This window comes from Bradyrhizobium iriomotense (assembly GCF_018129405.1).
In the GTDB taxonomy this organism is placed as follows: domain Bacteria; phylum Pseudomonadota; class Alphaproteobacteria; order Rhizobiales; family Xanthobacteraceae; genus Bradyrhizobium; species Bradyrhizobium iriomotense_B.
Window position 1 is genome coordinate 340,088 of the sequence record NZ_JAFCLP010000001.1, and the last position, 18,057, is coordinate 358,144.

General features: G+C 62.1%; 18 protein-coding genes and 1 pseudogene. 10 read left to right on the forward strand and 9 right to left on the reverse strand.

Going from position 1 to position 18,057, the window contains the following annotated elements:
- Positions 1 to 8 precede the first annotated feature (8 nt).
- The 3 genes from JQ592_RS01375 to JQ592_RS01385 form a co-directional block, all read right to left on the reverse strand.
- On the reverse strand, positions 9 to 461 hold the full coding sequence (locus JQ592_RS01375; protein WP_211401132.1) for a DUF2721 domain-containing protein: 453 nt from the start codon (positions 459 to 461) through the stop codon (positions 9 to 11).
- Between the two features lie 30 nt (positions 462 to 491).
- On the reverse strand, positions 492 to 770 hold the full coding sequence (locus JQ592_RS01380) for a hypothetical protein (RefSeq protein WP_211401133.1): 279 nt from the start codon (positions 768 to 770) through the stop codon (positions 492 to 494).
- Positions 771 to 845: 75 nt separating this feature from the next.
- Positions 846 to 3,536: an arylsulfatase gene (locus JQ592_RS01385; RefSeq protein ID WP_211401134.1), complete on the reverse strand. Its 2,691-nt coding sequence runs from the start codon at positions 3,534 to 3,536 to the stop codon at positions 846 to 848.
- Positions 3,537 to 3,855: 319 nt separating this feature from the next.
- Here JQ592_RS01385 and JQ592_RS01390 point away from each other — a divergent pair, with 319 nt between their 5' ends.
- The 3 genes from JQ592_RS01390 to JQ592_RS01395 all read left to right on the forward strand — a co-directional run bounded on the left by JQ592_RS01390 (position 3,856) and on the right by JQ592_RS01395 (position 5,670).
- Positions 3,856 to 4,908 carry a SphA family protein gene (locus JQ592_RS01390; protein ID WP_433996390.1) on the forward strand — a complete coding sequence of 351 codons (1,053 nt, stop codon included), beginning with the start codon at positions 3,856 to 3,858 and terminating at the stop codon, positions 4,906 to 4,908.
- Between the two features lie 335 nt (positions 4,909 to 5,243).
- Positions 5,244 to 5,423: a hypothetical protein gene (locus JQ592_RS38180; protein ID WP_430642383.1), complete on the forward strand. Its 180-nt coding sequence runs from the start codon at positions 5,244 to 5,246 to the stop codon at positions 5,421 to 5,423.
- A gap of 4 nt (positions 5,424 to 5,427) precedes the next feature.
- Positions 5,428 to 5,670 (forward strand): DUF6894 family protein, encoded by a 243-nt coding sequence (locus JQ592_RS01395; RefSeq protein WP_246820166.1) that lies wholly within the window; start codon positions 5,428 to 5,430, stop codon positions 5,668 to 5,670.
- Positions 5,671 to 5,690: 20 nt separating this feature from the next.
- On the opposite strand, the gene JQ592_RS01400 is transcribed toward JQ592_RS01395, so the two are convergent.
- The 4 genes and pseudogenes from JQ592_RS01400 to JQ592_RS01410 form a co-directional block, all read right to left on the reverse strand.
- Positions 5,691 to 5,915, reverse strand: coding sequence for a hypothetical protein (locus JQ592_RS01400; RefSeq protein ID WP_211401135.1), 225 nt, complete (start codon positions 5,913 to 5,915; stop codon positions 5,691 to 5,693).
- Positions 5,916 to 5,969: 54 nt separating this feature from the next.
- Positions 5,970 to 6,225, reverse strand: a pseudogene (locus tag JQ592_RS38185) (transcriptional regulator).
- Positions 6,226 to 6,323: 98 nt separating this feature from the next.
- A complete protein-coding gene (locus tag JQ592_RS01405; RefSeq protein ID WP_080135923.1) occupies positions 6,324 to 6,533 on the reverse strand; it encodes a cold-shock protein in 210 nt (69 codons plus the stop codon).
- Between the two features lie 341 nt (positions 6,534 to 6,874).
- Positions 6,875 to 7,846, reverse strand: coding sequence for a hypothetical protein (locus JQ592_RS01410; protein ID WP_211401136.1), 972 nt, complete (start codon positions 7,844 to 7,846; stop codon positions 6,875 to 6,877).
- A 355-nt stretch (positions 7,847 to 8,201) separates the two neighbouring features.
- Between JQ592_RS01410 and JQ592_RS01415 the strand changes: the two genes are divergently transcribed.
- Both JQ592_RS01415 and JQ592_RS01420 read left to right on the forward strand, forming a co-directional pair.
- On the forward strand, positions 8,202 to 8,645 hold the full coding sequence (locus JQ592_RS01415) for an SRPBCC family protein (protein WP_211401137.1): 444 nt from the start codon (positions 8,202 to 8,204) through the stop codon (positions 8,643 to 8,645).
- A gap of 188 nt (positions 8,646 to 8,833) precedes the next feature.
- Positions 8,834 to 9,280, forward strand: a complete 447-nt coding sequence (locus tag JQ592_RS01420) for a c-type cytochrome (protein WP_211401138.1) — start codon at positions 8,834 to 8,836, stop codon at positions 9,278 to 9,280.
- Positions 9,281 to 9,321: 41 nt separating this feature from the next.
- On the opposite strand, the gene JQ592_RS01425 is transcribed toward JQ592_RS01420, so the two are convergent.
- Both JQ592_RS01425 and JQ592_RS01430 read right to left on the reverse strand, forming a co-directional pair.
- On the reverse strand, positions 9,322 to 10,647 hold the full coding sequence (locus JQ592_RS01425) for an Hsp70 family protein (RefSeq protein WP_211401139.1): 1,326 nt from the start codon (positions 10,645 to 10,647) through the stop codon (positions 9,322 to 9,324).
- A 112-nt stretch (positions 10,648 to 10,759) separates the two neighbouring features.
- Complete coding sequence (locus JQ592_RS01430; protein ID WP_211401140.1) at positions 10,760 to 12,295, reverse strand: WD40 repeat domain-containing protein; 1,536 nt, start codon at positions 12,293 to 12,295, stop codon at positions 10,760 to 10,762.
- A gap of 249 nt (positions 12,296 to 12,544) precedes the next feature.
- Here JQ592_RS01430 and JQ592_RS01435 point away from each other — a divergent pair, with 249 nt between their 5' ends.
- The 5 genes from JQ592_RS01435 (at position 12,545) to oxlT (ending at position 17,977) form a co-directional block, all read left to right on the forward strand.
- A complete protein-coding gene (locus JQ592_RS01435) occupies positions 12,545 to 12,682 on the forward strand; it encodes a hypothetical protein (protein ID WP_211401141.1) in 138 nt (45 codons plus the stop codon).
- A gap of 455 nt (positions 12,683 to 13,137) precedes the next feature.
- Positions 13,138 to 14,145 (forward strand): tripartite tricarboxylate transporter substrate-binding protein, encoded by a 1,008-nt coding sequence (locus JQ592_RS01440; RefSeq protein ID WP_211401142.1) that lies wholly within the window; start codon positions 13,138 to 13,140, stop codon positions 14,143 to 14,145.
- An 87-nt stretch (positions 14,146 to 14,232) separates the two neighbouring features.
- Positions 14,233 to 14,730 (forward strand): tripartite tricarboxylate transporter TctB family protein, encoded by a 498-nt coding sequence (locus JQ592_RS01445; RefSeq protein WP_211401143.1) that lies wholly within the window; start codon positions 14,233 to 14,235, stop codon positions 14,728 to 14,730.
- Positions 14,731 to 14,772: 42 nt separating this feature from the next.
- Positions 14,773 to 16,272, forward strand: coding sequence for a tripartite tricarboxylate transporter permease (locus JQ592_RS01450; protein WP_211401144.1), 1,500 nt, complete (start codon positions 14,773 to 14,775; stop codon positions 16,270 to 16,272).
- 415 nt (positions 16,273 to 16,687) lie between these two features.
- A complete protein-coding gene (gene oxlT / locus JQ592_RS01455) occupies positions 16,688 to 17,977 on the forward strand; it encodes an oxalate/formate MFS antiporter (protein WP_211401145.1) in 1,290 nt (429 codons plus the stop codon).
- Positions 17,978 to 18,057 lie beyond the last annotated feature (80 nt).

An 18,057-nucleotide genomic window follows, 5' to 3' on the forward strand; every position in this document is an offset into this window, starting at 1 on the left:
CACTCGGCTTACACGTGAAGGTCATTGTCGTGAAGCGCAATTCTGGTTTCGCGCGCCAGATCGACGAGGGCGGCGCTGAACATCAGCATGGCCGCCATGAACAGGATCGCCACGCCGTATTCGTGTGCGACTTGCAGGAGCGCGCTGACGAAGGCAACGAAGATGATGAGGGCCGTGAGGATCGCTGCGATGACGGAGCAGAACAGCGATCGGTTCAGAAGCCTCGCCCTCTTCCGGAGCCGCGGTAGATCGGCTTTCAGGAAGACTCTTGCAGAATCGCCTGCGGGAATGCCGTGAATGAACTGCGAGCGGTCGATCACCCGGTTGATCCGCGAAATCACGACCGAGATGAACGCAGCGACCGCGCCGAGCAGGAATGCGGGCGCTGCAACATTGGCGATGATGCGGCCAAGTTCGTTGATCGAAGGTGTGATTGGGATCAGATCTGTTACGCTTTGCATGTCACCGCCGTTCGGTGCTGGCGCGCCTCGTCACCGCAGCGGCTCGACCTTGGCGGGCATGTCCGGCCAGCGGCTCACCCGATAGCTCGCATTGCTGCATCTAAGCACCCAGACCCCATGATCGGCCCTCGAGCGCGCGGCATCCTTGGTTGCGCCCAGCGGCTTGTCGCAAGTAAACCCCTGCGAGCGGATTTGTGCGGCAAGCATGCCCTGAAGCGTCTCCGCCGCGCCCTGCGCTGAAATGCGGCCGACGGCCAAGACGTCGACCAGTGCAAGCGTTGCAATGAAGATCCAACGACCGTTCTTCATGAGCTTCTCCGATCGCGCATCGCGTGCATTTGGCCGCCGGGAAGCCGATTGGCTTCCCGGCGGTCTCGCGCCGAGCTATTGGCTGACACATTCCTGAACGAACTTGACGCGGTCCACCATACCAAGATCCTTCGCCTCCGCCTGCTTGCGGCAACCCTCGCGCTTGTCGATCCGCAACTGGATTTTGTCGACGAGGCTCAGGCCGACGGTGCCGACTTGCGGTTCGGCCGAAGCCGTCTTGCCGGCATCGCTTGACGGACCATCCCCGGCGGCGCGCGCGGCCTCCTGCAGCCGCTTGATGTCGTTCGGGCTCAGCTTTGGCCGGTCGATATCCAAACTAACCTTGTTGAGCTTGCCGGTAAAGGCAAACGGTGCCTGGTAGTCGTTGTCGTCAACCGGCGTGCCGGTGTCTGAACCGATGTCCAGCGCCTCGTCCCATTGCAGGATTAAGGGAAGCGTGTGCTCCATCTTCTCCGTCGCCACCACATTGCCGTCGACCTTCAACGTGCCGGTGCCGCCCTTTCCGATGCCGCTGTAATCGCCGAACAGCATGGTCGCTGCGCCGAGACCGTCATACTTGAAGGCAAACTCGATCAAGTGCTTGCCAGGCGTGAGCTCAGACCCTCCTTCCCAGCGCACTCGCTTGAGGTCGACGAGATTCCAGGTAAAGACCGGCTTGTTCTTCAGCACATAGAAGCCGTAACCGCCGAAACGGCCGCCCTGGGTCACCAGCATGCCTTGAGCGCCGCCCTGCGGAATTTCCACGTCCACCTTGAAGACGTAAGAGGAGTTGAGAAGGCTCGGCGCATCACCGTTCGGCACGCCGGTCATCGGCCGCGACCAGGCAAAGCTTGTCCGACCCGCGCTCAGGCTCGGACGCGGCGTGATAATGCGAGTTGCCACGGACGAGTCCAGTGGCAGTACCTGATACTTTTCCGCCTCCTTCCAGAACAGTGCCTGCAGTTCCTTCAGCTTGGCTGGATTCCTGGCTGCCACGTCCTCGTACTGCGTCCAGTCGTTGCGTAAATCGTACAGCTCCCAAGGATAGTCGCCGGGAGCCGGCAGCTTGGCCACCGTCACCCACGGCGGCCGCAGCACCTTGGTGCTGGCGATCCAGCCGTCACTATAGATCGCGCGGTCCGCAAACATCTCGAAATACTGCGTCTTGTGCGTCGACGGCGCGTTCGCGTTCTTGGCATCGAACGTATACATCATGCTGACGCCTTCGATCGGCTTCTGAGGGATGCCATCGACGATGTCCGGGGCCTTGATCTTCGACGCCTCAAGGATAGTTGGCACGACGTCAATCACATGGTGGAACTGCTGGCGGATCCCCCCCTTGTCCTTGATCACCGCCGGCCAGGAGATCGCCATGCCCTGACGCGTGCCGCCGAAGTGCGAGACGATCTGCTTGGTCCAGGAGAACGGCGTGTCGAACGCCCAGGCCCAGCCGATCGACATGTGGTTGTAGGTGCGGTCGGTGCCCCAGACGTCGTAGAAATATTTGAGCTGGTCCTCGACCGACGGGTTGATCTGGTTGAACATCGCCACTTCGTTCGGCGTGCCATTCGGCTGCCCTTCGGCGCTGGTGCCGTTATCGCCCTCGATGTAGATGATCAGGGTATTGTCGAGTTTTCCCATGTCGTCGATCGACTGGATCACCCGCCCGATCTCGTTGTCGGCGTAAGCCGCAAAGGCTGCGAATACCTCGGCCTGGCGGATGAACAGCTTCTTCTCATCGGCGGAAAGCTGGTCCCACTCCTTGATCAGGTCCTTCGGCCACGGCGTGAGCTTTGCGTTCTGCGGGATCACGCCGAGCTTCTTCTGGTTGTCGAAGATGGTGTCGCGCAGCTTGTTCCAGCCCTGGTCGAACAGGTGCATATCGCCGATCTTCTTCACCCACTCCTTGGTCGGATGATGCGGCGCATGCGTCGCGCCGGGCGCGAACTTGATGAAGAACGGCGTATCCGGCGATAGCGCGTTCATGCGATTGACATAGTCGATGGCGTCGTCCGCCATCGCCGTCACCAGATTCCAGCCGGGATTTCCCTGGTAGGGATAGATTGCCGTGGTGTTGCGAACGAGATTGCCGGGCTCCCACTGATTGGTATCGCCCCCCATGAAGCCGTAGAAATATTCAAAGCCCATGCCGGTCGGCCACTGGTCGAACGGGCCGGCCTGGCTCGCCTGGTATTCCGGCGTGTTGTGGTTCTTGCCAAACCATGCCGTATGATAGCCGTTGTCGGTCAGGATGCGGCCGATCGTGGCCTTGTCCTTGGTGATGATGCTGTCATAGCCGGGGTAACCGGTCGCCTGCTCGGCGACCACGCCGTAGCCCGCCGAATGATGATTGCGCCCCGTAATCAGCGCTGCGCGCGTCGGCGAGCACAGCGCCGTTGAATGGAAATTGGTGTAGCGCAGTCCGCTTTGCGCGATGCGGTCGAGCGCCGGCGTTGGAATGACGCCCCCGAACGTGCTTGGCACGCCGTAGCCGGCATCATCGGTGATGATGAGCAGCACGTTCGGTGCGCCCTTGGGCGGCACCACGCGCGAGGGCCAGAAAGGAGTAGAATTGCGCGCGTCGCGCTCGATCTTGCCGCCGAACTTCTGCGGCGGCGGTGGCAGCTGATTGCCGGGAATGGTGATGGTCGCGGCGGGCGAGCCCGGAGGTGGTGCGGCCTGTTGGGCTTGCTGTGCGAATGCCGGCGACGAGAGCGCAAGGGTCAGTGAAAATGCGACAAGATGAAAGGATCGCGCAGCGCTCATTGCAATTACTCCCCTTCAAATGAGGCGCAATCATTTTACGGCGGCCCGAAAAAGGGTTTGATATGGATCAACAGATCAGGATGACGGATCGGAAGCGGACAGGCCGGAGACAGAGGAGCGCCGTTTTTCCGTAAACTCCCGCGGCCTTATTTCCATGCGCTGGTATCATGGCGCGGTAGTGTTGTTATCTTGCTACACCCGGATGCCAAAAATTCCCGGCGCATCGGCAGCTATGGCAAGTCCGGTCGGCTCGGTCATATGATCCGCAACAAATCAGGCGCTCCCACTGAGCGAAGCTCGTGGTCCGGGAGGAGTCACCATGCGATTGACGAAAGCGTTTGCCGCTCTTGCATTTGCGGCCTTGGCATCAATACCGACCAAGACCTTGGCCGACGAAAGCGGTATCAGCTTCTGGATTCCGGGCCTATTCGGCAGCCTTGCTGCCACACCTCAGCAACCGGGCTGGACGGCCGCTGCGATCTACTATCACACCTCGGTGTCCGCCGGCGGTGACGTGGCGCGGGCGCGCGAAATTCAGATCGGACGTATCCCTGCGAACCTGACGGCCACGTTGAACGCCAATGTCAATGCGAACGTCGATCTCGGCATCTTGAATGCGACCTACGTCTTCGCAACGCCGGTGCTGGGCGGTCAGGCCTCGGCCACCCTGCTTGGAGTCTACGCTACAAACACGACTTCGCTGAACGGATTGGTGACGGGAACACTTGCGACGCCGCTCGGCTCGATTCCGTTCTCGCGCTTCGATTCCATCAGCGATTCCGTGACCGGCTTTGGCGATGTGATCCCGCAATTCGCGCTGCGCTGGAATGCCGGTGTCAACAACTACATGACATACATCACGGGCGATATTCCGGTCGGGGCTTACCAGTCGACTCGGCTCGCCAATATCGGGATCGGTCACGGTGCGATCGACGCGGGCGGCGGCTATACCTATTTCAATCCGCAGACCGGACATGAGCTGTCCGGCGTGCTCGGGTTCACCTACAATTTCAAGAACACCGATACGCAGTATCAGAGTGGCGTGGACATGCACTTCGACTGGGGCGCATCCCAGTTCCTGAGCAAGCAGGTGCAGGTGGGTTTAGTCGGCTATGTCTACCAGCAGCTCGGCTGCGACAGCGGATCCGGCGATCGCGTCGGCTGCTTCCGCTCGCGCGTGGGCGGGATCGGGCCGCAGATCGGATTCATCTTCCCGGTCGGCGACAAACAGGGCTACCTCAACTTCAAGGGCTACAAGGAATTTGCCGCCGAAAACCGGCCCGAGGGCTGGAATGCGTGGGTGACGTTCGTGATTTCGCCGGCGGCACCGCCGCCCGCAGTGACGCCGACGAAGCACGTCATCACCAAGTGACGGGCGTTCACGATGCTGTCTGGAGTGCGGGACCTTACTCGATCACGCAATCCGCACTGACCCCAGGCGTCAGCCCTGTGGCCTCCGATTGCGGCGGCCTTCTTGTTGGCGCCAGATGAGGTGGTCCTGCGATCCTCCGAGAAGCAATCGATGTCGAATTAAGGTCGCCTCCCTGGAACAGGCGGGGTTCCGCCCCGTTGTCTCTGCAGGGGCGCGCTCGTGGGAGCGCAGGCGGGCCATCCAACGACAAGTCGACCACTGCAGCCCGCGAGCCGAACACGCCGGGTCCGGCGCGTTTCGAGATCGCGCCTGAACATCCAATCGAGGTCAAGATGATGAGAGATCATCCCGCGTCCCGGGCTCTGCGGGAGGCCAACAAGGCATTCAAGCCGGTCGAGACCAAGAAGCCGATGACCGACTATGCGAAGGCGCAACAGTCTCTTCATGAAAATCGCGAGCGCCTGAAAGCGGAACGACTGGCGCGAGAGGCCAAGCAGGGACATCGTCCCAGATAAGGCAGTGCCGGTGCCGCATTATTACTTCGACATCAGGGACGGCAAGGCACTTGCTGTGGACGAAGAGGGACTGAGTCTGACGAACCAGAGAGCTGCCGAGATCGAAGCTGCGCTGTCTCTTGCCGATAGCGCCAAGGACCTTCCGCCGTCCGCGAGTGGCCGCGGTCTGGCGATCGAGGTTCGCGATGCCAATGGTCCGATCTTTCGGGCGGCATTTCTCTTCGGAACCGCCCGGTCGAACGATTGAGGTCGGCCCCGGACTTCAGTCTAGAGCATCGAGAGGACGACGACGCCGTCCTCGAGCTCGCCGGAAGCCAGTCGCGCCCGCGCGATACGCTCGAACTCCGTCCGGTATTTCTGAAGATAACTGAAGGCCTGCTTCTGCGTCTGAAAGGTGGTCGCAAGACGGCATAGCTGTCGGCCTGCGCCGAGCGCGAGAAAGAAGGTGATTGTGCCGCCGGCATCCGGCTTGATCCTAGGCACGACCTGCACTCTTTCGCATGTGAACGGCCCTCTTCAGCTTCTCGGCGACACTGGTGAATGCGGCTATCGCGGCAACTTTCTCGTCCGCTTCTTCGGTGCAGGCGCCGGCAACGATGCGCGAAGATTGGCGTCGGCCGCTTGCTCAGCTGCTTCCTTGGCCTCGCGCAGCTCGCGAAGCCGCGCCATGTTCCTGCGAACGTCGATCGCCCCGCCTTTCGACATCCGCGATCGCGCGTGCACCTTCTTCAGCCGCCAGGCGCTGACGCTCGGAGCGCGCGATGGCTTCGGGCGACGGTTCGGCCGATCTCCTGGCGCTCATCTCTCACCTGCCCGGCAACGGAGAAAACCCGCTCAATCCTTACGATCGAGCGGGTCGCATGGCCGTTTCAGTACATCCGTGAAACGGCAGTACAGAGCTCAAGCCAGCGATAGATTCTCAGCGCTGACCTTGCCTCGCATCTTGTCGGTCTTGGTCTCAAAGTTGACCTTCTGGCCCTCGGCGAGACCCGCAAGACCAGCCCGCTCGACCGCGCTGACGTGAACGAACACGTCATTGCCGCCGTCGTCGGGTTGAATGAATCCAAAGCCCTTCTGGCCGTTGAACCACTTCACAGTACCTGTCGCCATTCTCTTCTCCAAAGCGCATAGGCGCGCATTCCGCGTGACGCTCACGCAGATCGATTCAATTCGTCGATGTCTCTGGAAAAGGAGCCCGCGGGCGCATTCAACAAGCACAGCGGCTGAACGAATAGAGCGACGCTATACCTCGCCATCGACATTAGCAAGGCTTCGGGCAGATTTAATCGCGCAGCTTGAATGGAATCTTCGCAGGTTTGAGGACTCGAAGCTGACACATCTCACGCGGGCTTTGCGCCGGTGACAGGAGGTCGAAATCGGCGCCGTGACGGCAAAGGCCCAAACTATCCTGCGCAACGGAGCCCTCTGATTTCACGCTGGCTTCGATCCGGCTAATACCGCGCCCGCGGCACGATCCGCGCGAGCAGAGGGACGCCTGAGTGCCACAGCATGCAATCGCGCGCGCGGTCTGTCTGGCCGGCCGCAAGCTCGGAGAGCTGCTCGCGTGAGAACACGTGCCGCTCGCAGAAGAACGGCCGAAGCGGCGATCGCGAGAAGAATTTGTAGAAGAGCGCGCAACGGTCGCGGGCGATCGCCGGCCGCCCACGATGGTAGTGGCTTGCGACATCGGCGAAGATCACGGTACCGGCCCTCCCAGTGCAGGTCGTCACATCACCGCGATCCAGCGTTGCGCCCAACCTCTCCTCCAGCATTTCCTGCGTCAGGACCGGAAAGTTGGCGCCGTCGAGCATGTCGCTGCCGGGAAAGGAACGGTGCAGGATTTCAAGCGGCCCGGTGTCCTCATCGACATCGTGCAGGTAAACGATCACCTTGACCATCCGCCGATCCTCGACATCGCGATGCCATCTTCGGGCTGCGACCTGCCGGCCATCGGCCAGGGTATAGAAGAGATTCAGCGTGTCATATGCTGCAGGCAGGCCGAGATAGGTCTCAACGATGTCGAGGATGCGATCGTCGAGGGGCCAGCGGACGATATGCGGATGACGCATCAGATCTTCGGCGCCGACCTGCACGGTATATTCGTCGGCAAATTCGCCCGTTCCGGCACGGCGGGAATAAGCATTCGCGATGCCCGTTGCCGATGCCCAGAGCGCGTCGGTGCCGGGCAGATCAAGCTTGTCGAGCGAGGTGATGTAGACGCCGTTCTTCTCCAGCCCGGCGACAATGTCCATGCCGAGCGGCGAGAGCTTGGGCAGACGCGGCTTGTGAGATGCGCGCGCCTCTTCGTAGGCCTTGTTCAACTCTCGACTGACGGCCGGCATTCCGAGCAATCTCGAGGCGGTCTCCGCTGGCAAGCTGCGGACTCGGCGCAAGGCCCGGTAACGCAGCGTCGTCTGCTTCATGTCGCAATGTCCCCTGGTGCGATGGATTCGTAGCGCAGCCACGTCGCAGGACGCGACCGGCGGCAAACCCATCGCCGGGACTAGAGGCTAAAATCTGACTCGAGTGTTTCGAAGTGTATCGGGGCCTCCACGCCGGTGAATTGCGCGAACGCTGTCCGTCCCGAACAGCGCAACAAGTTCGGCGACTTGCCTGCGCGATAACGCCGCAGGATGTCGCGGCGACTTGGAACTCCGGTCACACTCTGCAAAAAAATTCTGGATGTCCTGTCGGATCGACGATGTCTGGCTCGTCCTCGGATCATGAATGGGCGAGAGACGTTGATGTCGGCCCATTGCTGCAAGAGGAAGAACAACCATGCCCAGCACTGTCCGCCTGCACCGCATTCTCGCAACCAGCCCGGAGAAAGTCTATCGCGCCTTTCTGGAGGCGGATGCGATGGCGAAATGGCTGCCGCCGAACGGCTTCACCTGCACGGTGCATCATTTCGAGCCCAAGGTCGGCGGCACGTTCAAGATGTCGTTCCGGAATTTCACGACGGGCAACAGCCACTCCTTCGGCGGCGAATATCTCGAGCTCGTCCCCGGCGAACGCCTGCGCTACACCGACAGGTTCGACGACCCCAATCTGCCGGGCGAGATCCAGGTCACCGTGATCCTGAAGAAGGTCTCGGTCGGCACCGAGGTCGACATCACGCAGGCCGGCATCCCCGACGTCATCCCGCCGGAGGCCTGTTACCTCGGCTGGCAGGAATCGCTGCGGAATCTGGCGAAGCTCGTCGAGCCGGAGATCAACCAGTAGCGACGACATCAGTATGTGGGCAAAGCCCAGCGTGCCCACCAATGCTCTCTCAACCTCGGAAAGATGGTGAGCACGGCGCTCTGCGCCTTTGCCCACCCTGCGGTGTGCGGTCTTGATGTGCGTCAAACCGTCAAAAGGGCAAAGCGGCTAGGAGCAGAAATCTTCCCTGCTGCGTCGGAGGCGAGAGGATGAGATCTGCTGTCGAATGGTTGATCATTGCCGGTCTTGCCGCTGGTTTCACGACCGCCGCCAAGGCCGAAGAAGTTGATATCGGCAAGGCGGAATTTCAGTCTTCGTGCGCGAGTTGTCATGGCGCCGATGCAAAGGGCAACGGACCGGTCAGCGGCCAGCTCAAGACACCGCCTTCCGACTTGACCATGTTGACCAAGAACAACAACGGGGTGTTTCCCACCAACGCCGTTTACGAAACCATATATGGGTCGAAATCAGTCAAAGCTCACGGCAACCGTGAAATGCCGGTCTGGGGCGAGCGGTTTAACCCCATCATCAACCTGCCTCACGCCGTCGATCCTTATTATTGGCAAAAGGCCGGGCCGCAGCAAAACCCGGAAGTCGTCGTGCGGACTCGTATTCTCGCTGTGATCGATTACCTGAACCGAATTCAGCAGAAATAGCGACCGAACAGCGTCGCCGCAGGGACGCGGCTCGCCGCCTGCTACGCCTTCGGCGCAAGCCCGCCACTTGCGGTCCAGCGGTCCGGATCGGGGCTGTGCCCGATCAAGGCCAGGCCATAGGCGATCGACTCGAACTGGTCGCCCGACATCAGCCGCTCGTTGCCGAACCGCTCGGCGAACAGCTTTCGGACGGCGGGCACGAAGGACGTGCCGCCGGTCAGGAACACCTTCTCCACCTCGCGCGCGGTGACGCCGGCTTCAGTCAGCACCTTGTCGACGGTCGCACCCAACCGGGCGATATCGTCGGCGATCCAGGATTCGAAATTCTTGCGGGTGATGGTCGCGCCGATGTCGACGCCGCCGCCCTTGAAACGGAAGTCCACTTGGTCCTGCCCCGACAGCGCGACCTTGGCGTCGGATACCGCGCGGTACAGCGAAAAGCCGAGGTCGAGGTCGACGATGGTGATGAAATCCTCGAGCAGCTCCGGCTTCAGCGCGGTGCGCGCGAGCTCGCGGAGCTCGCGCAGATCGCCGTTGCTCTTCATCATCGCGAGCTGATGCCAGCGCGCGAGATTGGTGTAGTGGCCGCTCGGGACCGGCAGCACCTTGTCGAACGAGCGGAAGCTCGAGCCCTTGCCGAGCCGCGGCGAGACGACGTGATCGACGATGCGATAGTCGAACGTATCGCCGGCAATGCCGATACCGGCGTGTCCAAGCGGCTCGGCGCGAAGCGTGCCGCCCGCGCGCGAAAACCGCATCACCGAGAAGTCGCTGGTGCCGCCGCCGAAATCCGCAACCAGCACGGTGGCATCGCGCTCAAGCCTGCGGGCGAAGGAGAACGCCGCCCCCACGGGCTCGTAGACATAGCGCGCGTGGCCGGCACCTAAGCGCTCGAACGCGGCCCGGTAGCGCTGCATCGCCAGCGCCTCGTCGGGATTGCCGCCGGCAAAGCGCACCGGGCGGCCGACCGTGATGTTGGACGTCTCGAAGCCGAACTTCTCGCCGCCATGGCGCGCCAGCGTGCGCAGGAACGCCGCAAGGATGTCCTCGAACTTGAAGCGCTGCCTGAACACTTGCGTGGTGTTGAAGCTGCTGCTCGCCGCAAAGGTCTTGAACGACTGCAGGAAGCGGTGGACGTGGCGTCCTTCGAGGAACGTCTCGATCGCCCACGGCCCGCCTTCGGCCTGGGCGCCGGCTCCCGGCCGGTCCTCCCAGAAGCAGAGGGCCGACACATAGGTGCTGTGCCGCTGTCCGCCGTGATCGAAGCGGATGGCCTCGACCCGGCGGTCGTCGGCCGCGAGGGCTACGACCGTATTGCTGGTGCCAAAATCGATGCCGATCGAGACGGCGGACGAGGCGCTCGACATGAACCACTCTGATTGATGATCGGGAAAGAGGGCAAACCTCTAACGGCTTTGCACCGCCCTGCCAAGCCTCCGGTCCATTGTGGCCCGGTCGCCGCGCAACGACCGCGGCTTGTCACCGTCGCGGCGCGTCCACCCCCATCTCCCATTGCTTGGCGAAGCCGCTCTTGCGCTCCTGCTCGGTCCAGTTGAGAGCGGGGCAGCGCGCGATGGGACGGCATTCTCCTTCCAGGCAGAGCTTGCCGGCATCGCCCGAGACCTCGAGGTGACCGGTGCCCTGCGCCTCGAGCCCTTGATCCGGCGCTCCAGTAAAAACCTGACAGCTCAGGTCCGACGCGCAACGCAAATGCAGGATGGGCTGAGGCGGATCGGAACTGCCGACCTCAAAAAGGACGATCAACCCATCCGCGCTGATCTTGATGGGAGTCCTCTTGCATCTGTCCCTGGTGATCTCCGCCGGCTCGTTCGGCGGACCAAAATTGCCGAACCACAGCCCGGCGGTCTTGTCGGGCAGCCTCGCCGCCGAGAGCTTCGTCCACATCACCGTCTCGCCAACGCCTCCTGCGAAGATGCGCTGACCGTCCAGGCCGAACGCAACGGCCTTGGTGGCGGAATGATCGCCCTTCAGCACCGCAACTGTACCGCCACTGCCGGCATTCCAGAGGCGCGGGCTTCGATCACCGGATACAGTGGCGATGCGCGCGCCATCGGGGCTGAAGACTGCATCGTTCACGTCGCTCTCGTGCCCTTTCAGAACGGCGATCTCGCGGCCGGAGGCGGCGTCGAAGACACGCGCCTCGTTCCCGGCGCTTGTGACGATCCGCGTGCCGTCCGCGCTGAAGGCTACGGAGAGAACCGGCGAGCTGTGCTTGAGGACACGCAGCACGCGACCGCTCGCGGCATCCCAGATGCGCGCAGTGTTGTCCTCGGACGCAGTGATGACGCGTGCACCATCCGGGCTGAAGCGGGCCTTGATGGCCCTAGCGTCATGCCCAATCATGGCGGCGATCTCGCGGCCGGTGGCCGCGTCCCACATATGAACCGTACCTTCCCAGCAGGTCGTGACGAGGCGTCTGCCGTCAGGGCTGAAGACGGCGAACGTGACCGGCGATGGAGGCTGGAGCACGGCAACTTCGCGGCCGCCTGCAACATCAAAGATGCGCACGATATAGTCGCTGGTTGACGTGGCGAGCCGCGTGCCGTCCGAACTAAAGGTCGCGGAAGCGACCCTCGATGGATGCTCGAGCGTGGCGAGTTCGCGACCGCCGGCGATATCCCACAGACGTAGCATCCGGTCGTCGGAAGCCGTGACAAGGCGTGCGCCGTCCGGACTGAACGTGACGAAGCGGATGAGGTCATCATCCGGGCCGCGAGAGCTCGGCACCGCAAGCGACGCGATTTCGCGGCCTGTGGCCGTTTCACAAACGCGAACGATGCGTCCCTCGGTGGCGTTGGCGACCCGTGCCCCGCCCTCGCTGACGGCCGTCGACGATATGGTGACGCGTTTCGCGCCCCCTTGCACCGGAACCCCGCAGAAGGTGAATTTGGTCAAGCTGTAAATTTCATTCGCGTTCGCAGCCTGACTGCCAACCGCGACGCCGACGCCTAGCAGAACGGCTACCACCCATGCCGCCAATTGGAGACGTTTCATCTGCTTCTCCTTGGGCACGCTAATGCGCCGGCGAAGATTGAACGCGGTCACGCGCCAGCGTCGAGGGAAATCTAGCCCAGGGAACTACCTTTGCGGGTCCCAAAGCGAGCGGTTAAGGAAGTATTATGCTGCAATGCAATATGAAAGATGCTGCCATGCAAACTAAGCCATAGTACTTGGCATCTGGTATACATAGATTGCCCTTCGAAATGAGACAGAACACTGACCGTCTCAAGAAAGGGAATTCCGATGTCCAAGACCGCCTCCGTCGCCCTCGCCCCCTCCTCCTCGCTGTTCGCCCGTTTCCTGGCCGCGGTCGACCGCTTCCTGATGGCGAGCGCCGAAATCTCCAATCACAACGGCGACCTGCCCCGCTTCGGCCTCTGAGAAGGCCTCCCCGCGCGGCCGAAACGGCGCGCCAGTGGACACGTCTCGTGGACCCGTACGTTCGATCAAATGGCCCCGCATGTCGGGGCCATTTTCTTTTTGAGCCTCGCTCGCGAACACAACTGCGACGATTGGTCCATCGACATGACCCTTTGATCCAATTGTTTGTCTGCTGGCATCTCGCATACCATTCGGGAACCAAGAACAATTGCACCAATCGAAGGTGCAAGACGGGAACAGGAACGATCGAGGGCGAAGCGCATTTGCCGTGATCTTTGGCGGAACCTTAGCCGAAAGGAGCGGATGCCGGGCCCTATCCCCTGCTCATAAAGTGCTGGCTGGGACTGTATCGGGAGATCGACCAAAAAGGTGACCCCGAGCATCTGAATCGAGATGGGCTGACGCAAACCGCCAGAGAGCGGCTGCGTTCGAGGTTCGACAGGGAGAGAAACAAAATGAAGCCATTCGTTCTGAATGTCGCTTTGGCGGCAATCGCGATGTCGTGCGCCAATAGCGCTGCAAGCCGTGCGGCCTGGGAGCCGGTCCGTCCGGTCGAGTTCATCGTGCCCGCGGGCACCGGCGGCGGCGCCGACCAGATGGCACGCACCATCCAGGGGATCGTCACCAAGCACAATCTCATGAAGCAGCCACTGGTCGTCATCAACAAGGCCGGCGGCGCAGGCGGCGAAGGCTTCCTCGACGTGAAGACGTCGTCGGGCAATCCGCACAAGATCATCATCACGCTGTCGAACCTGTTCACGACGCCGCTGGCGACGGGTATCCCGTTCAACTGGAAGGATCTCAGTCCGGTCGCGATGCTGGCGCTCGACGAATTCGTGCTCTGGGTCAACGCCGAGAAGCCGTACAACAGCGTCAAGGATTACGTCGACGCTGCGAAGAAGGCTCCGAGCGGTTCGTTCAAGATGGGTGGCACCGGATCGAAGCAGGAAGACCAGATCATCACGGTCGGCATCGAGAAGGCGATCGACGCGAAATTCACCTACATCCCCTACAAGGGCGGCGGCGAAGTCGCCGTCCAGCTCGTCGGCAATCACGTCGATTCCACCGTCAACAACCCGATCGAGGCGGTCGCGCAATGGCGCGGCGGCAAGCTGCGTCCGCTCTGCGTCTTCGACGCCCAGCCGATGGCCTATGACGAGCCGATCGCCGACGGCAAGGCCTGGAAGGATATTCCGACCTGCAAGTCGCAGGGCCTCGCGATGGAATATCTCATGCTGCGCGGCATCTTCATGTCGCCCAAGGCCACGAAGGACCAGATCGAATATTACGTCGAGTTGTTCAAGAAGGTCCGCGCCACCCCGGAGTGGCAGGAATTCATGAAGAGCGGCGCCTTCAACACGACCTTCCTGACTGGAGCCGACTACGCCAAGTGGATCGAGGCGGAGGAGAAGCGCCACGAGGTCCTGATGAAGGAAGCCGGATTCCTCGCACCGGGGAACTGAGCCGCGAGATCGACGACGGCGAAGGACGCTCGCCGTCCTCCCGCCGGCCGCGACCGCAGAAGACTTGCGATTCCGCCTGGAGGTCCCATGACTGAACGATCCGGCTCCGAATCCGGCCCGGCACACAAGACCTTGGAAATCAGCATCGCGCTGCTGATCGGCGTCTTCGGGCTGGTCGTGATCTTCGGCAGCCTGAAAGCCGGCATCAACTGGGGCGCGGAAGGCCCGCGTGCCGGCTTCTTCCCCTTCTATGTCGGCGCCGTCATCGTCGGCGCGAGCGCCATCAACCTCTGGCATGCGCAACGCGGCGATGACGGCCGGCTGTTCGCGGAATGGGGACAGCTTCGCCAGGTCATGAGCGTCGTCGTGCCCACCGGGATCTATGTCGGCTCGATGCCGTTCGTCGGCCTCTACGTCGCCTCGATGGTGTTCATCGCCTGGTTCATGCGCTGGCTCGGCGGCTATCGCTGGCTGACGGTCGTCGCGGTCGCGGTCGGCATGCCGGTCGTGACCTATCTGGTTTTCGAGCGCTGGTTCCTGGTCCCGCTTCCCAAGGGGCCGCTCGAGGACTGGCTCGGTCTGTAAGAGCTACGCATTCATTCAATTGCTGCTGCAGGACGTATTGATATGGAAGAGTTGGCCAATCTGTTTCACGGCTTCGCGGTCGCCCTGCAGCCCTACAACATCATGCTGATGATCATCGGCATCACGCTCGGGGTCATCATCGGCGTGCTGCCGGGGCTCGGCGGCGCCAATGGCGTGGCGATCCTGCTGCCCCTCACCTTCAGCATGCCGCCGACATCGGCGATCATCATGCTGTCCTGCATCTATTGGGGCGCGTTGTTCGGCGGCGCCATCACCTCGATCCTGTTCAACATCCCCGGCGAGCCATGGTCCGTGGCGACCACCTTCGACGGCTATCCCATGGCGCAACAGGGCAGACCCGGCGAAGCCCTGACGGCGGCCTTCACCTCCTCCTTCGTGGGCGCGCTGTTTGCCGTCATCATGATCACGCTCGTCGCGCCCCTGGTCGCAGGCTTCGCGCTGCGATTTGGCCCGGCGGAAAAGTTCGCGGTCTACTTCCTCGCCTTCTGCAGCTTCGTCGGCCTCAGCAAGGAGCCGCCGTTCAAGACCATCGCGGCCATGATGGTGGGCTTTGCGCTTGCAGCGGTCGGGCTGGATTCCATCACGGGACAATTGCGGCTGACCTTCGGGGTTACCGAGCTGCTCAACGGCTTCGACTTCCTGATCGCCGTGATCGGCCTGTTCGGCATCGGCGAGATCCTGCTGACCATGGAGGAAGGGCTGGCATTCCGCGGCGGCAATGCCAGCATCAACCTCCGCGTCGTGCTTCAGACCTGGCGCGAACTGCCCGCCTACTGGATGACCTCACTGCGTTCCTGCCTGATCGGCTGCTGGATGGGCGTCACGCCCGCGGGCGCAACGCCGGCGTCCTTCATGAGCTACGGTATCGCCAAGCGGCTGGCGCGGCGCGGCAACAATTTCGGCAAGGGCGAGATCGAAGGCGTGATCGCGCCGGAGACGGCCGCGCACGCCGCCGGCACCTCGGCGCTGCTGCCGATGCTGTCGCTTGGCGTGCCCGGCTCGCCGACGGCTGCCGTGCTGCTTGGCGGATTGTTGATCTGGGGCCTGCAGCCAGGCCCGATGCTGTTCGTCGAACAGAAGGAATTCGTCTGGGGCCTGATCGCGTCGATGTATCTCGGCAATCTCGCCGGCCTCATCGTCGTGCTCACCTGCGTGCCGATCTTCGCCGCGATCCTGCGCGTGCCCTTCGGCATCATCGCCCCGCTGATCCTGGTGCTCTGCGCGATCGGCGCCTACTCGGTGCACAACAGCACCTTCGACGTGATGCTGATGCTCGTGTTCGGCGTGCTCGGCTATCTCCTGAAGAAGTGCAACTACCCGCTCGCACCGCTGGTGCTCGCCATCGTGCTGGGCGACAAGGCGGAGGAAGCGTTCCGCCAATCGCTGCTGGGATCCCAGGGCTCGCTCGGCGTGTTCTTCTCCAACGGCCTCGTCAGCACGATCATGGCGCTCGGCCTGGTCGCCCTGTTCTGGTCCCCGATCCAGGAAGGCTACAGCCGGCTGCGCACGTCGCTCGCGTGAAGCGCGGCCGGCGTGATGGTCGCGTCAGATTCGCCGCACCCCGCACTTCTGGAATAAAGAATTCCAGGAATCGTGCAGTCATCTGACGACGCGCATCCCATGCGAGCGGAGCTGCGAACCCCGACATGCGCCAGCTGAAAGTCGAGGGTGAATCGGCTTCCCACAGCCCGTTTTCGGCTCGCGGAGACAGCCGATATATCTCACAAATTCAATGACTTACGTTCATACCATCGCTGCGGCCGCTGTCACGCTGCAGCGATTGGGGCTTTACAATTTCGCGGCCAAAGCGCATGTGAACTGATCCCGCGATATTTCGCCGCACCCTCCAGTCCTTCGCTTGAATCTTGGCATAATGAATACCAGGATGCGAGCAGCGCATGCATAAAAATGATCGGCGCGTTCGGGAGGGTTTTTTATGACGGACATGGTGCAGTCGGCTGCGGCTCCTAGTGCCGCACGCGTAAGCGATGCCTATCGCTGGGCTCAGTTGGCGATCGGTGTGGCGGCGATGGTGATGATCGCCAATTATCAATATGGCTGGACGTTCTTCGTCCCTGACATCCAGAAGAAGTTCGGCTGGGATCGCGCTTCGATCCAGTGGGCGTTCACGCTGTTCGTGCTGTTCGAGACATGGCTCGTGCCGGTTGAAGGATGGTTCGTCGACAAATACGGTCCGCGCATCGTGGTTCTCGTCGGCGGCGTGCTCTGCGCCATCGGCTGGGCGATCAACGCACAGGCCACCTCGCTCAACGGCTACTATCTCGGCATGATCATCGCAGGCATTGGCGCCGGTGGCGTCTACGGCACCTGCGTCGGCAATGCGCTGAAGTGGTTTCCGGACAAGCGCGGTCTTGCCGCCGGCATTACGGCGGCGGGCTTCGGTGCGGGCTCCGCGCTGACCGTCGCGCCGATCCAGGCCATGATCAAGGACAGTGGATTCCAGACCACCTTCCTCTATTTCGGCCTCGGACAAGGCATCATCATCTGCCTCCTCGCCTTCTTCCTGCTCGCACCGAAAGCGGGCCAGGTGCCGAACGTGGTGGCGAATGCCAATATCATCCAGACCCGGCGCAACTATCAGCCGACCGAAGTGCTGCGCCAGCCGATCTTCTGGCTGATGTACTTCATGTTCGTGATCGTCGGCGCGGGTGGACTGATGGTCACCGCGAACCTGAAGCCGATCGCGGTTGACTGGAAGGTCGACAGCGTGCCGGTGACGCTGATGGCGGTGACGATGACCGCGGTGACCTTCGCAGCGACCATCGACCGCGTGCTCAACGGCCTGACGCGTCCGTTCTTCGGCTGGATCTCCGACATGATCGGCCGCGAGAACACGATGTTCCTCGCCTTCGGCATGGAAGGCTTCGGCATCTGGATGCTCTATCTCTGGGGTCACGATCCGGTCTGGTTCGTGCTGCTGTCGGGCTTCGTGTTCTTCGCCTGGGGTGAGATCTACTCGCTATTCCCCTCGACCTGCACCGACACGTTCGGCGCCAAGTTCGCGACCACCAATGCCGGCCTGCTCTACACCGCCAAGGGCACCGCCGCGCTGCTCGTCCCGGTCGCAAACCTGATGCAGCAGTCGTCGGGCACCTGGGACAGCGTGTTCATCATCGCGGCCGGCGCCAATATCCTGGCTTCGCTGCTGGCGATCGCGGTGCTCAAGCCCTGGCGCAAGGTCGTGGTCGCGAAATCGACCGTCTGACACGCCCCAACAGTTGATCCAAACACGACGCCCGGCCTCACGGCCGGGCGTTTTCTTCGTTTTGGGCAGACCTTCTGTAT